The organism is Mycobacterium pinniadriaticum, from assembly GCF_026242045.1.
Taxonomy (GTDB): domain Bacteria; phylum Actinomycetota; class Actinomycetes; order Mycobacteriales; family Mycobacteriaceae; genus Mycobacterium; species Mycobacterium pinniadriaticum.
Genome location: NZ_JAPJDO010000020.1, coordinates 97848 through 112113 on the forward strand (window position 1 = coordinate 97848; position 14266 = coordinate 112113).

10 protein-coding genes and 1 pseudogene are annotated in these 14266 nt (G+C 65.9%); 5 read left to right on the top strand and 6 right to left on the bottom strand.

From position 1 onward, the window contains the following. Genes ORI27_RS20690 through ORI27_RS20700 form a run of 3 tightly spaced genes read left to right on the top strand, consistent with a single transcriptional unit; the run spans position 1 to position 3316 of the window. Entirely contained in the window at positions 1–939 is a 939-nt protein-coding gene (locus ORI27_RS20690) for a hypothetical protein (protein ID WP_265998899.1), read from the top strand. Next, positions 936–2084 (top strand): glycosyltransferase, encoded by a 1149-nt coding sequence (locus ORI27_RS20695; RefSeq protein WP_265998900.1) that lies wholly within the window; start codon positions 936–938, stop codon positions 2082–2084. Before ORI27_RS20690 ends, ORI27_RS20695 begins: the two co-directional genes overlap by 4 nt. Further along, a complete protein-coding gene (locus ORI27_RS20700) occupies positions 2081–3316 on the top strand; it encodes a glycosyltransferase (RefSeq protein ID WP_265998901.1) in 1236 nt (411 codons plus the stop codon). The genes ORI27_RS20695 and ORI27_RS20700 overlap by 4 nt, the downstream gene beginning before the upstream one ends. On the opposite strand, the gene ORI27_RS20705 is transcribed toward ORI27_RS20700, so the two are convergent. From ORI27_RS20705 to glnA, 3 genes are all read right to left on the bottom strand, one after another. Next, the gene (locus ORI27_RS20705; RefSeq protein ID WP_265998902.1) at positions 3313–5319 is read right to left on the bottom strand and encodes a hypothetical protein; all 2007 of its coding nucleotides are present in this window, start codon (positions 5317–5319) and stop codon (positions 3313–3315) included. The genes ORI27_RS20700 and ORI27_RS20705 overlap by 4 nt on opposite strands. Positions 5320–5408: 89 nt before the next feature. Continuing rightward, positions 5409–6959 (bottom strand): carbohydrate-binding domain-containing protein, encoded by a 1551-nt coding sequence (locus ORI27_RS20710; RefSeq protein WP_265998903.1) that lies wholly within the window; start codon positions 6957–6959, stop codon positions 5409–5411. Between the two features lie 1212 nt (positions 6960–8171). Next, positions 8172–9608 (bottom strand): type I glutamate--ammonia ligase, encoded by a 1437-nt coding sequence (gene glnA / locus ORI27_RS20715; RefSeq protein ID WP_265998904.1) that lies wholly within the window; start codon positions 9606–9608, stop codon positions 8172–8174. 179 nt (positions 9609–9787) lie between these two features. On the opposite strand from glnA, the gene ORI27_RS20720 reads away from it, so the two are divergent. Both ORI27_RS20720 and ORI27_RS20725 read left to right on the top strand, forming a co-directional pair. Continuing rightward, a complete protein-coding gene (locus ORI27_RS20720) occupies positions 9788–10252 on the top strand; it encodes an RDD family protein (RefSeq protein ID WP_265998905.1) in 465 nt (154 codons plus the stop codon). A gap of 33 nt (positions 10253–10285) precedes the next feature. Next, positions 10286–11569 (top strand): HNH endonuclease, encoded by a 1284-nt coding sequence (locus ORI27_RS20725; protein WP_265998906.1) that lies wholly within the window; start codon positions 10286–10288, stop codon positions 11567–11569. Here ORI27_RS20725 and ORI27_RS20730 read toward each other — a convergent pair. The 3 genes and pseudogenes from ORI27_RS20730 to ORI27_RS20740 form a co-directional block, all read right to left on the bottom strand. Next, positions 11566–13326 carry an amidohydrolase gene (locus tag ORI27_RS20730; RefSeq protein ID WP_265998907.1) on the bottom strand — a complete coding sequence of 587 codons (1761 nt, stop codon included), beginning with the start codon at positions 13324–13326 and terminating at the stop codon, positions 11566–11568. The two genes, ORI27_RS20725 and ORI27_RS20730, sit on opposite strands and share 4 nt — an antisense overlap. Before the next feature lie 18 nt (positions 13327–13344). After that, entirely contained in the window at positions 13345–14097 is a 753-nt protein-coding gene (locus ORI27_RS20735; RefSeq protein WP_265998908.1) for a DUF4191 domain-containing protein, read from the bottom strand. Positions 14098–14139: 42 nt separating this feature from the next. After that, positions 14140–14266, bottom strand: a pseudogene (locus ORI27_RS20740) (lipoyl synthase); the annotation flags it as partial.

Sequence of the window (14266 nt, forward strand, 5' to 3'; positions counted from 1 at the left end):
ATGGCCATCACCGCCCGGGGAGCACAGGTGGTCGGTGCGGTCCTGGCCGCTGTCGTGGTGAGCGGGCTGGGAGGCTGCACGTCCGCGCCGGTCTCCGGGACGCTGAGCAGCCCATTCGCGTCCTCAAGCCCGTGGCGCCAGGTGATCCCGGCGGACGCGTCGGTCGATCCGGACAGTGCGGTGATGATCGCCGCCGTGCAGCCCCGGCCTGGGTTGTTCGCCAACCTGGTGGAATTCGGCATCCCGATCTACGGTGCCGACAAGTACACGCCCACCCATGAGGTCAGCTGCATCGAGGTCAACTACGGTGTGTGCCCATTCGCCGGCTGGCCAGTCGCCATTCCGGATGACGCGAAGCCCAATTCCGGCTCCGACGGCGCCCTGGTGACCGTCGACGAGTCCAGCGGTGTCGTCTTCGAATTCTGGCGAGCGGCCAAGAAGGGCGAAACCTGGTCAACGGCCTTCGCCGCCGTTAACAGCCTGCACGGATCCGGTTGGGGAGGAGCGGCCACCGGGTCGGGTGCATCCCGGCTCGCCGGCGTGGTGCGCATCGCCGAGATCGCCAAGGGAGAGATCCCGCATGCATTGGCACTGCAATCCGACAACGCCTGCACGACGTTCCGACCGCCGGCGCTGAAGAGTGACGGCCACTCGACCCGCGACGATTGCATTCCGGAGGGGGCCCTTCTGCAACTCGACCCTTCGCTGGATCTGAATGCATTGAACCTCACACCCGGAGAGAGGGCGGTCGCGACAGCGATGCAGCGCTACGGCGGTTACTTGATGGACGTCGCGGCGACGCCGCTGAGCGTCAGCTTCGAGCTTGACCGGGACGCGGCTCCCGGCACTGTCGGCAAGACCTATGCCGACGCAGGCTTCCGCTGGGATTACGACGCGATGGAACATGTCCCGTGGGACAAGCTCAGGGTGCTGAAGTGACGCCCGGTATCCGGGCTCTCGTGCTCATCGACGCCTTCCGCATGGGCGGCGCGGAAACCCTGCTGGCACCGATGATCGTGGCCTCCCGCGACACGGATGTCGCCATGGACGTGATGAGCGTGTCGCCGGCGGCGTGGAATTCCGAGAAGACGATGACGATCTTGGCCGAGGCGGGGATCGCTACCTACTCACTCGGCATACGCCGGTTGCTCGACCCTGTTGCGCTACCCCGGTTGGCCGGGGCAATCCGGCGGGGCCACTACGACGTCGTGCACGCGCATCTGGAGATGGCGATGACGCTCGCGGTTCCAGCGGCGCGGCTGGTGCGACGGCCGGCGGTGTGTACGTTCCACCATGTGGCGCGTCCCCTGGAGGGTCGGGCGGCGTGGCGCGAGCGCCTGGCGGTCGAGGCAGCGACCCGTTCCCGCCGCGCACTGTTCGTGTCGGAGGCCTCGCTCCGTTCGTTCGCCGAGACGTACCGTCCGCGGGCCGTGCCGGCCAACTGGGAGGTCATGCACAATGGCATCGACATCTCGAATTTCGCCCCGGGCGATTGTGATCCGAGATTGCGGGCCGAGCTGGGGGGCGGCACCGACGGTCCGATCGTGGTGCTGCCTGCCGCATTCCGTGATTTCAAGGGCATCCCGGTGGCGATCAGGGCCTGGCCGCTGGTCAGGCGGCGGTTCCCCGGCGCGGTGTTGGCTCTGACCGGCGGTGGTGAGGCCGAGGAGGAACTGCGCCGACTCGTCGCCGAGCTGGAACTGGCCGAATCGGTGATCTTCGCGGGCGTGCGCACCGACATGCCCGCCGTCTACCGCGCCGCCGACGTCGTGCTGCTGCCCTCCACCCACGGTGAGAACCTCCCCACCGTGCTGATCGAGGCCTCGGCGACGGGGCGTGCCATCGCGGCCTCCCGAATCGGCGGGATCCCCGACATCGTGCTCGATGGCAGAACGGGACTGCTCTTCGAGCCGGGTTCGGAGCAGGGGCTGGCCGACGCGGTCTGCCGGCTCGCCGGTGACCCCGACCTCCGCCGGAATCTCGGGGCGGCGGCCGGTGAGCGGGCGCGAGAGGAATTCTCGGCCGCCGCCTGGATGCGACGGCTGCGCTCGACGTACCTCGAGGCGATGGGCCCTCGCCGGTGATCCGGCCCACCGTCGTCTACCTGGTGTCGCGTTTCCCGGTCACCTCCGAGACGTTCATCGTGCGCGAGATCGAGGCGTTGAATTCCTCGGGCAGGTTCGACGTGGAGCTGCGATCGCTGTTCTCGTCACCGGACAGTCCGGTGCATGAGATTGCCCGACGATGGAATGAGCGCCTGGTCCGGCCCACTCCCGCCGCCGCGGCGGTTGGCTTCGGCTGGGCGCTTCTGACCCGGCCGCTGGCGCTGTTGGCAGTGCTTGTAGCGGTTATCGGCGGCTACCACCGACGTCCTCCGCTGGCTGTCCGGGCGTTGGTCACGGTTCTTCTGGCATGTGCGCACGCACGGGATCTGGCTCGTCGGCCTGGCCCGCTGCATGTGCATGCGCACTATGCCACCTACCCTGCGCTGGCGGCATGGGTTTGTCGGCGCCTCATCGGTACGGACTACAGCTTCACCGTGCACGCCCACGACCTCTACGTCGATACCTCGATGTTGGATCGGAAGATCTCTGACGCGCGCTACGTAGTGACGATCTCGGAGTACAACCGGGTCCTGTTGGAACGGCACAACGCGGCGCACACGCCGATACACGTGGTGCATGCCGGCATAGACACCGCCGCTTACCGATTCCGGCCCCGTGGTGTGCCCAGGCAGGGCGCCGTTCGGGCTCTGACCGTCGCGTCGCTGCAGTCCTACAAGGGTCACGCGGTGCTGCTGGATGCGCTCGCACTAGGCGGCCCGGGCGTCGATCGGATCGCGCTCGACCTCATCGGTGATGGCGTGTTGCGCGGCGATCTGGAGGATCTGGTCGACCGACTCGGCCTGCGTGAGCGGGTCCGTTTCCTGGGGAGCTGCAGCGAGGACCAGGTCCGTTCCGCACTCGAAACTGCGGACCTGTTCGTCCTGCCGAGTATCGTCGCCGACGACGGCCAGATGGAAGGGCTGCCGGTGGCCTTGATGGAGGCGCTGGCCTGCGGGGTGCCGACGGTCTCTACCGATCTGTCCGGCATCCCGGAGATCGTCGTCGACGGGGTCACCGGGCTTCTGGCCAAGCCCGGCGACAGTGTCGGCCTGAACCGCACCCTGGCGGAGATGGTGCAATTGGGAAGCGCAGCAGTGAAATTCGCCGAGGCCGGAAGGTTGCTGGTCACTCGCGAGTTCGATCTGGAGAAGACGATCTGCGAACTCGGCGAACTGCTAGCCGGATCGTTTTCCGGGACAGGCCACCTCTAGGTCGTCTCGTCTCGTTTGTGTGCGCGATGCGAATTGCCGTGGCTCCTCCGCGATCTGCGACCGCCCAGCCAGAAGGCTCCGACAGCGATGACTATCGCTGTTGTGACGCCGACTGCCGTCCACCAAGCCGGTACGGCGGCAGCGGTCTGACCAGACTTCTGGTCATTTTCGGGCGACACGGGTGGGCCATAAACACTCTGCGGTGTGCGGCCCGGGACCAGCTGCGGCGCTTGGCCCTCAACCGCGACCACGACGCTTCCGCGCAGCTTCGACCACCCCTTCGGATCGTCGTCGAGCCACCGCAACAATTCGTCGAGCTGCTCCGGCGCCCCGTTCGATGTCGCCACCAGCAGTGAGCGTTGGCCGTCGATGACGGTCTGCAGTGACCCGAACCGGATCCCCGGATCGAGGGTCAGGGTGGTTTCCTGGTCGCTATCGCCAAAGCCCTTGAGGGTCAGCTGACGGTCCCGGTCGCTGACGGGGAGCACGACCGAGGAGTCCTCCCAGCTGTCTGGACTGACGAGGATCGCTGGGTCGGTGCTGTCGATGGCCTGCTTCAGCGATGTCACCTGGGTCTGCAGCGGCATGACGCTGAGGTGTTGGAGTCCAACGATGATTTGTGTTGCGCGTGCGGTATCAGCAAAGTTCTGAGTCCCTAGGCCAACCTGCATCCGCGGCATCAGGGCCTGCGGCAGCGAAAGGAAGCCGGCGGGGATAGGCGGCTGGGCCGGAGTGCTCTCGACGACGGTATCGCCGTTGATCGTCAGGGTGATGGGCCTGAACTCGTTGCAGCGCCCGGTGTGTCCGCTCGTTTCGATCCCGATAACGAGATTGGTGTAGCGGCTCAGGAGCCGGTCGGGGACCTCGACCCAGTGATCGATCGCGCCGGCCCGCTCGACTGACCACGAGTCGAAGATCTCTCCGTCAACCGATGCGGTGAGTTGTGCACCGAGGTCACTGGGGACAGGGGTGTAGGAACCCATCAAGTGCAGCCGAAACCCCTGACTAGGGTGGCCGAAACGGGTCTGATCGAGTGCGATGCCCACCTGTGGAGAAACACTCGCGTTGGACAGCGACGGCTGGCCCAGCTGAGCCAACGTCGTCGAGTCACCCGGCAGCGGCGGGCTGGGATGCAACTCACTCGCTGTGACCTTGGTGCTGACCGCCATGTTCAAGGAGGGGTCGGTGAGCAGCCTCGTCTGGTTGGTCAGTTTGTCCGGTGGCCCGGAGATGAGAAGTTGGGGGGCGGGGCCGGTGAGTGAAAGACCAGCGTCGGGGCCTTCTTTGATGACGATCTGGCGTTCCATCGGTTGCGGCGCCACGTCGATTGTGGTCGCGCCGTCGGCCAGCGGTGCGAGGATCACGCGTGGTTCCTGGGTTCGATATCGTGCCTGCACCGCAGCGGCCAACTGTACCGCTGCGTCGGATTCGGCCTGCGACGGCGTCGACGGCACCCCAATCGTCAGCACGCGCAGGATCGGTGGCAGGAAGTCGGCGACGTTTGTCGGCGGCACCTCGGTACCGGCATAGGTGATCGAACTGTCGATCAGCCCGACCGGGTTCAGCTGATCCAGACAGTAGCCGTCCTCGGCAAGCGAGGTCAGTCTGAGCGTCACACTGGCCGAATCGTCGACGACGTCGAGGCCACCCAGCGGAATCACCACGGGGGCGAGGTCGGCCAGCGGCAAGCCGATCCTGCTGATCAGCCGGTCGTCCTGCATGACGGACAGGATCCCGGACCTCATCGGAAACGGCAGGTCGACGGTGGCGTTCAGGGTGTCGGGGATCAGTCCCGGCGGTACCGGAAACGACAGCGAGGCCGACGTCGCGTCACCGAAGAACCACAGCGAGGTCTCCGAACCCACAGCGGCCAGCGACAGTGTCGTGGCGAGGGCGGAACCTGGGTCGTCATCCGGTTCGGCATTGCTCGGGGGTGCTACCCAGACCAGCAGAGCCATCACGGCGGTGAATGCTCCGACGCGGAGCAGCAGTCTCGGTCTCATTGCTGGAATAGTAGACAGCCGCGTCCTCTCGTTGTCTTAAGGCGCGTGCTGTCGGTCTATCCGCTGTGGACGCGCGTGCTGCCGTTCGGTCAAGCCTGCAGGCCAGCCGTCCCGCCCAACGGAGCGAGCACCCTCAACTCCGACCACGGAATCTTGCCCATGTCGTAAAAGTCCCAGGCAAGCCCGGCGTCGGCCCATACCGATCCCGGATAGCTCGAGGTGGCGTCGTCGGCCAGTTCGAACGCGAACGCCATGCGAGCCGACCCCTGGTCGACGATGTAGGCGCCGTAGGTCTGCAGGGTCTTGGCGATCACCTTCTCGCCCGGCGTGATCCCGGGGATGGAGTCGATGTCCAGGTTGGGGTTCAGCTGAATGCGGTAGCCCTCGGGTATGGGGACGGCGACTCCGGCCCAGTTCTGACCGTCCGATTTCCCGGCCGGATAGACGAAGTCCGGTCCCGCGAGGTCGGTGGAGAAGGCCAGTGCGTGGTTGAGCCCGGTATCGGCCTCGACGGCGGCGCTGAACTCCGCGGCCGTGACGACTCCCGCATACCGGGCGATATTCGCTGCGGTCGCCGATCCTGACTGGTCGATGCCGTCGCCGTCGAGGGCTGTCATACCTCCCCACGACCCGGACCAGGTGTCGGTGGCGCGGTCATACTTGGCCTGCCAGATGCCGAAGGCCGTTCCCGTCACGGAATCCAGAACCGCAATGTGGCCGTCCGAACCTGGGGGCACCACGGTTCCCTCGGGGATCGGTACGGTGGCGGTACCGAACGGGTCGTTGCCCCACGGTTGGGTGAGGTCTACGTCGTACCGGGGTGTACTGGTTGTGATGTCTGACGTCGAAACCAGGGTGACTGCGTATTCGTAGAGGTTGGCGATGTGAAGTTCACCGGGATCAGCCAGGTAACCGACCCAGGTCGCGCTGTTGTCGTCCATCACCGCGTCCGCGGAGATCGGTTTCCAGAGCCAGTCTGCGGCCTGGAAGTATCCGGGGATATCGGAGCCGGGCGGCTGCGACTCGACCGCGGCCGCGACTACCGTGACCGAGTCGAGTCTCAGGTTGCGATCGCCTAACCTGCGTGAAAAAAGGTCGTTGGTGAACGCGATGCTCACCGTGTGGGTGCCGGCCGGCGCGGAGAAGGGAATGGTGTAATCGGCCCAGGACGTAGCCGACACCGAAACCGTCGACACCAGTTTTCCGTCAACCGAGACGCTCATGACCGGTGCACCCCGGAACTGGTCTCCCTTGGCCCGGATCACCAAACTGGTGAGTTCGGGAAGCGACACGATCGTCGAGGCTGACGAATTCCTCGCCAGGACAAGAGCCGCACCGCCCGATGCGGTCGCGTCCGTGTAGGTTCTGCCATTCCTGGCCCGGGAGAGGGTCAGGGATTCGGCTTCGATGACGACGTCCGCGCCTTCCGGGGCGGTGGTGCCCGCAGTAGCGGCGGCGATATCCGACCCGTTGCTCGGATCAGTGGTTTGCGCTGCACTGACCGTCACAATGGGTGCCGGGGAGAAGGGTCGGCTCCGCCGCCACACGGACGTCAATGCGGTCAGCAAGAGCGAGCCCTGCGCGCGAGTAGTTGGCGTTGCGTGAGTGGCGGCGGCGGTGGCGGCTGGAGCAGATGCCACGGCCGACAGGCTCGCCGAGGACTCCGTGGGTTCGGATACCGATGTCGCGGAGCGGGACGGTGATGAAGTCCGAGCGATTCTGTCGTTGCGGGCGCGGGTGGCAACTCGGGGTGAGTCGCCCCGAGTGCCCAACGTGGCTTCTCTCGAGGATCTGGGTGTTTTCAGCTTGGCGCCGCGGGCAGACGGTGAGGCTGAATCTTGCTTGGTGGCCGGTCCCTTTGTGCGCTCAGTCGAGGATTTTGGCGAATCGGAGCCGTCGCTGTCTGCCAGGGCGATGCCGGGCGATGCGACGATGGCGACCCCGACTCCCAGGGCCACCGCCAATGCCCCGACGTGGCCGATATGCTTGGTGTTCGCGGACTGAGTGCGCTTTGCTGCGTCGGTGGTGTGTCGCGCTGAAGCGCCCGGCAAGAACTGTTTCAAACCACGTTTGTCAATCGCAGCAAACTTTGGATCAGCCAACGTGTCGCTTGATTCGAGGGTTCCGCCAGTCCCTGTCCGCTGGCGCATGGATATGTGTTCTCCTGCTGACATGTCCAGCCTCCCAAGCGAGTTCGGGGTTGGCGTCCGGCGACTGTTCTGCGGTGAACCAACAGATCCCGATGGACGGAAACTATCAGCTGCGAATGCATCCCGCCCGGGCTTCGCGAAGTGGTTGACAAGAATTTCGCAGGGGTTCTCCAACGTTGCGAGTGGGTCTGTGCTCAGCCGTACTTGAAAGGTGTTGTCGCAGTCCATTTGTCGATTGACAACCGGGTTTCCTTATGAAACGAGTGCCTTGTCTGGCTGATGTGCGGCGTCAATGCAGCGCAGAACCCCGCGACGCGAAAGAGTTTGACGGGTCCGGTCGACGGGGCGCGGAAACGGCTGAGGCTAAATCGTGCCCGTGTCCGGAGACGGTCGCAAAGGGTAGTCGTCTTGGATTCCGGGGTAGTGGTTCGCGCCAAAGCGGTCGCCGTGGCTGGCGCTGATCTTCTCGATCCAATTCATCTGGTACTCCAGCGACACCAGGAACAAGCCCGTTCGTCTGGTGGGCGCCGTTCTTGCCGACCGGTGTGGCGATCTGCTGCTCGCGTCCATCTGGTCCGGCGGTCAATGATGACTGCCCCGGAACCGGCGCCCGAATTAATGGTGAGGTCCGCTCACAACGAAACCACCCGCGTCATTCCCGGTGTGGGATGCGCGCGGGTGGTCTCGTGAAGCCGGACGTGATTACACGTCGTAGTACAGCGAGAACTCGTACGGGTGAGGCCGGATCTGCACGGGCAGGATCTCGTTCTCACGCTTGTAGGAGATGTAGGTCTCGATCAGATCGGGCGTGAACACGCCACCCTCGGTGAGGTATTCGTGATCTTCTTCGAGACGGTCGATCACCGCGGAAAGCGACGTCGGCGCCTGCGGAATGTTGGCGGCCTCGTCCGGCGGCAGCTCGTAGAGGTCCTTGTCGACCGGAGCGAGCGGCTCGATCTTCTTCTTGATCCCGTCGATACCGGCCATCAGCATGGCCGCGAACGCCAGGTACGGGTTGCCCGAGCTGTCCGGGCAACGGAACTCCAGGCGCTTGGCCTTCGGGTTGTTGCCGGTGATCGGGATACGCACGCAGGCAGAGCGGTTGCGCTGGCTGTACACCAGGTTGATCGGCGCCTCATAACCCGGAACCAGACGCTTGTAGGAGTTCACCGTCGCGTTGGTGAACGCCAGCAGCGACGGCGCGTGGTGCAGAATGCCGCCGATGTAATGCCGTGCCAGGTCCGACAGCCCGGCGTAGCCGGTCTCGTCATGGAACAACGGCTTGCCGTCCTTCCACAGCGACTGGTGGGCGTGCATGCCCGAACCGTTGTCGCCGAACAGCGGCTTGGGCATGAAGGTGACCGTCTTGCCGTTCGCCCATGCGGTGTTCTTGATGATGTATTTGAACAGCAGCACATCGTCGGCCGCGTGCAGCAGCGTGTTGAACTTGTAGTTGATCTCGGCCTGGCCGGCGGTGCCCACCTCGTGGTGGCCGCGCTCCAGCGTGAAGCCCGCGTTCTGCAGGTTGGTGGCCATCTCGTCGCGCAGGTCGACGTAGTGGTCGTAGGGGGCGACGGGGAAGTAGCCGCCCTTGGGGCGGACCTTGTAGCCCCGGTTGGCCGAGCCGTCGGCCTCGAACGGCTCACCGGTGTTCCACCAGCCCGATTCGGAGTCGACCTCGTAGAAGGTGCCGTTCATCTTCGAGTCGAAGCTCACCGAGTCGAAGATGTAGAACTCGGCCTCGGCGCCGAAGTAGCAGGTGTCGGCGATGCCGGTGCTGACCAGGTAGTTCTCCGCCTTGCGGGCGACGTTGCGCGGGTCGCGCGAGTAGGCCTCCCGGGTGAACGGGTCATGCACGAAGAAGTTCAGGTTCAGCGTCTTGGCGGCGCGGAACGGGTCGATGCGCGCGGTTTCGGGGTCCGGCAACAGCATCATGTCGGACTCGTGGATGGACTGGAAGCCACGCACCGACGAGCCGTCGAACGCGAGGCCGTCCTCGAACACGCTCTCGTCGAACGCGGAGGCCGGGATCGAGAAGTGCTGGACAACACCAGGCAGGTCGCAGAACCGAATGTCGACGTACTCGACCTTCTCGTCCTTGATCAGCTTGATGATGTCGTCAGCGTTCTTTTCTGCCACTTACAACTCCTTCGGTGCAGCCGGTTTTGCGCATGTGTCGGCACAGTGGTTTGTAAACCCGCGGCTGACGCTATGAAGCTGATGTTGCACCTCCGTCAAGCTCATGTTGCGCCAACGTTACGCATCCCGAGTGCTGGCGCAGCGCAAGGTGTTGCCGCGGACCCGCCTATCCTAGGCACATGGCGCGTGAGATCGGATCCTGGCTGTCCGGACCCGAAGGGGTGAAGCCCGGTGACGACGGCGGCCGGCCCGGCCAGGCGCTTGGGCTGCCCGAATCCGGGCCGCGTTCGCTGGCGAGGATGGGCCGGCGCTTCCTGGCGCTGCTGATCGACTGGTTGATCGCCTATGGGCTGGCCGCGCTGGCAATGTCGTTGGGAATCGTCGGCATCTCCACGCTGTCGACGGCGGTACTGCTGATCTGGCTGGTGCTGGGCGTGCTGTCGGTGCGATTGTTCGGGTTCACGCCGGGCCAGTACGCGCTCGGGTTGATGGTGATTCCGGTGGACAACCGCCAACACGTCGGGAGCGGGCGTGCGCTCGGGCGCGGTCTGCTGCTGTCGCTGGTGATCCCCGGCTTGTTCACCGACGCCGACGGGCGCGGGCTGCAGGACCGGTTCACGATGACGGCCGTCGTGCGCCGCTGAGAATTGTCCCCCGCCTATGGCATACTCGAACGCATGTTCGAAGAGTTGTGGGAGGTTGATCCGGACGCTGAGGAATCGGTGCTGGTGGAGCGGATCGCGGCGCTGGAGCGGTTGAAGTCGGCGGCGGCGGCTGGGCAGGCTCGGTTGGCGGCCGCTCTGGATGCTGCGCGTCGGTCTGCTGAGGCGGCGGCGGGGGTTGGGGCGGCGCGGCGGGGACGCGGGCTGGCTGCCGAGGTGGCGTTGGCTCGGCGGGATTCCCCGGCTCGGGGTGGGCGGCATTTGGGTTTGGCGAAGGCGTTGGTGTACGAGATGCCGCACACGTTGGCGGCGTTGGAGTCCGGGGTGCTTTCGGAGTGGCGGGCCACCATCGTGGTGCGGGAGTCGGCCTGTCTGGATGTTGAGGATCGCCGCCGTCTGGATGAGGAATTGTGTTCGGACCGCGACTGCTTGGACGGTGTCGGGGATGCGGCGCTGGCCGCCAAAGCCAAGGCGATCGCCTACCGGCTGGATCCGCATGCGGTGGTGGAGCGGGCGGCCAAGGCTGCTGATGAGCGTACGGTGACGATCCGCCCCGCGCCGGACACCATGACGTATCTGACCGCACTACTGCCGGTGGCTGCGGGGGTGTCGGTGTATGCCGCGCTCACGCGGGAGGCCGACGGGTGTTGTGATGGACGCTCGCGTGGGCAGGTCATGGCCGACGTGTTGGTCGAGCGGGTGACCGGTCGGCCGACAGATGAGGCCGTGCCGGTGGCGGTCAATGTGGTGATCTCTGATCAGGCGCTGTTGGGTGTGCAGCAGGGTGCGGCGGTGATCGCCGGTTACGGGTCGGTGCCCTCGGCGGTGGCTCAGAAGATGGTGCTGGATGCGGTGGCCGATACGCGGTCTCGGGCCACGCTGCGCCGGTTGTATGCCGCCCCGGCCAGCGGGGCGTTGGTCGCCGTGGAGTCGCGGTCGCGGTTGTTCCCGAAAGGGTTGGCCGATTTCATCGGCCTGCGCGATCAGCGGTGTCGGACCCCGTATTGTGATGCGCCCATCCGGCACAGTGATCACGCGAAGCCGTATCGGCGCGGCGGTGCCACCAGTTCGGTCAACGGGCTGGGCATGTGTGAGGCGTGCAACTACGCCAAGGAGTCAGCGGGCTGGACAGTGACCACCGACGTCGACGAGAACGGTAGGCACACCGCCGAATTCACCACCCCTACCGGGAAGCACTACCACTCGATCGCTCCACCGATGCCCGGCACACCGAAGATCCCGATGACCGCCGCGGAGATGTACCTCAACGGCGAACTGTTACGCGTCATCGCCGCCTAACCGCAATGCCGGACTTGACCGTTCATCATGGTCATCGTCACGGCAGCCCGGTGGATATCGTGCGGGTCGACCTCGAAGATGTTGGTGTCCAACACGATGAGGTCAGCGTGCTTTCCCGCTTCGATGGAGCCGACCTTGGCCTCCATCCGTAGTTGATAGGCCGCACCCATGGTGTTGGCGTGCACTGCCTCCGCGACGCTGAGCCGCTGATCGGCAGGGGAAAGCACGGGAGCGTCCGGCGTGCCGACCAACTGCCGGGTCACCCCGATCTGGATGGAGTCGAGCGGCTTGTAGGTGGAGAAATAGCCCGCCGCGGGCCAGTCGGTGCCCATCGAGATGTGGCCGCCGGAGCGCAGGATGTCCTGCGGGCGATACATCAGATCCTGACGGGGCCGGCCGTAGCGCTCGGCCATGTTCTGCAACGTATCGGGGTCGGCCGACATCCAGTTGGCCGAAAACTGGCCGATGACACCGAGTTCGCCGAATCGCTGACCGTCGGGGTCCTGCACATAGACCAGATGGGCAATGGTGTGCCGGCGGTCGCGTGGCGGATTGGCGGCGATGGCTGCCGCGATCGAGTCCAACGCTGTCCGCACGGTGTGCTCACCGCAGGCATGGACATGCACGTCGAATCCGGCTGCGTCGACCTCACAGACCAGCTGGTGCCACTGCTGTTCGGTGAACGGCGATCCGCCGATCGAATCCTGCGTGTCCGCGTACGGCTCGATCAGCCACGCGGTGTATCCGCCCTGGGTGCCGTCGCCGATGATCTTCACCACGGTGACGTTGACGAGCTCGGTCGAGATCTGGTCGCGGATGTCGGTCAGCTTGGCCACCGCGTCATCGACCGGGGGTGACTTCACCGCGTAGCAGGCGACCACGCGAAATGGCAGCACACCGCGTTGCTCCAGGTCGGTGTAGAGGCCGATGAGAGCGCCCTGGTCTTCGCCGATCGGCGGCACCCCGGCATCGAAGACAGTGGTGATCCCGGCGGCCGACGCCGTGGGCAGCCAGGTCTCGAGCAGCGTCTGCATTGCGTGCGCAGAGATCGGCTCGACGGCATTGACCAGGCTCAACACGGCGTCGACCTCGAGGAGGTAGCCGGTCGGCTCGCCGTGCTCGTCTCGGGCGTAGTAACTGAAACCGGGGATCGGATCGGGGGTGTCGCGGTCGACGCCGGCCATCTCCAACGCCTTGCTGTTGGCCCACATGCTGTGGCCGTCGATCGCGAAGAAGAAGCCGGGCCGGTCGGGCAGCACACGGTCCAGTGCGCCGCGCGTCGGTCCGTCGGGCCCGAACATGTCCACCCGCCAACCGAATCCACGCACCGGGCCCTCGGGATGTTCCTTCGCGTACGCCGCGATGGCGGCCAGCGCATCCGCGCCGGTCGGCACCTGCAGGTCGACGCCGCTGGTGAGGAACGCGCCGAGGAAGGGATGGATGTGACCCTCGACGAACCCGGGCAGCATCAGGTTGCCATCCAGGTCGATGACGTCGGTGTCCGGGCCGGCCAGTTCCATCGCGTCGGCGTCGTCTCCGACGTAGGCGATCGTGTTTCCGGTGACGGCCACCGCCTGCGCCCACGGTTGAGCCGGTGACACGGTGTAGACCCGCCCGTTGCGGAACACGAAGTCGGCGGTTGTCCGGTCCGCCGCGGTGGGTGGTTTCGCGCACCCCGTCGCCGTCGCCGTCCGCCGCGTCAGGACACCGGTTCCCAAGGCGCTGAAGTGCGGCGCCCACTCACATGCAGTACACACAGCGGCCCCCCAGCCTGGTCAGCGCCTCCGCACCGTGCGTTGGACACCCTTCATCTTCGCCTGAGCGGGCATCGGCCCCTTGGGCATCGCGGCCGGGCCCATCCGGGTCCCCAGCGCGGCCAACTTGGACTCGAGCGCATCCATCTGCTTGACGGTGATGTTGGCCGGCAGCCGCGTCAGGTGCCGCTCCAGTTTGGACAGCGGCACCTCGCCCTCGCCGTTGCCGACGATCACGTCATAGATCGGTACGTCACCGACCAATCGGGCGGTGCGCTTCTTCTCCTGGGCCAGCAGCGGCCGGACCCGCGCCGGGGAGCCCTCGGCGACGAAGATCACACCGGGCCGGCCGATCACCCGGTGCACCGCGTCGAAGTGTCCCGTGGCGGCCACGCCCGGGGTCACCCGCCATTTGCCCCGCAGGTTGTCCAGGGCCCAGGCCGCCGCGCCGGTCTGCCCCTCCGCCTTGAGGAACACCGACTTCTGCGCGCGCCGCCCGAAGATAATGAATGCCACCAGGCCGCCCAACACGACGCCCAGCGGGATCAGCATGTACATGGTGAATCCGCCGACGACAACGCCCGCGGCCACCGCTGCTCCTGTGATCAGCACGAATGCGCCGATCATGTAGGGCAGTAGCCGCTTGTCCTCCTTGCGCTGCATCTGGAACGCCTGCCACAGCTGGCTGCGACGCTGCTTGGCTGCGGCCTTGCTGGCAGCCTTCGCCTCGGCCTTGGCCGCCTTGCTCTGGGCGGCGGTGCGGGATTTCGCCATAACTACCAAGAATACGGACAGGCGATCAGCGGTAGGCCGCGGTCACCGCGTTAGCCCGTGCGCGGCCGCGGCCTGCTGGTACAGGCGGCCGGCGCGGTAGGAGGACCGCACCAGTGGCCCGGACAGCACGCCGGCGAATCCGAGCCGTTCGGCATAGTTGGCCAGCTCG

Coding starts and splice junctions, on each gene's coding strand:
- ORI27_RS20705 (WP_265998902.1), bottom strand. CDS start 5,319: ATGAGACCGAGACTGCTGCTCCGCGTCGGAGCATTCACCGCCGTGATG.
- ORI27_RS20690 (WP_265998899.1), top strand. CDS start 1: ATGGCCATCACCGCCCGGGGAGCACAGGTGGTCGGTGCGGTCCTGGCC.
- ORI27_RS20735 (WP_265998908.1), bottom strand. CDS start 14,097: ATGGCGAAATCCCGCACCGCCGCCCAGAGCAAGGCGGCCAAGGCCGAG.
- ORI27_RS20725 (WP_265998906.1), top strand. CDS start 10,286: ATGTTCGAAGAGTTGTGGGAGGTTGATCCGGACGCTGAGGAATCGGTG.
- ORI27_RS20720 (WP_265998905.1), top strand. CDS start 9,788: ATGGCGCGTGAGATCGGATCCTGGCTGTCCGGACCCGAAGGGGTGAAG.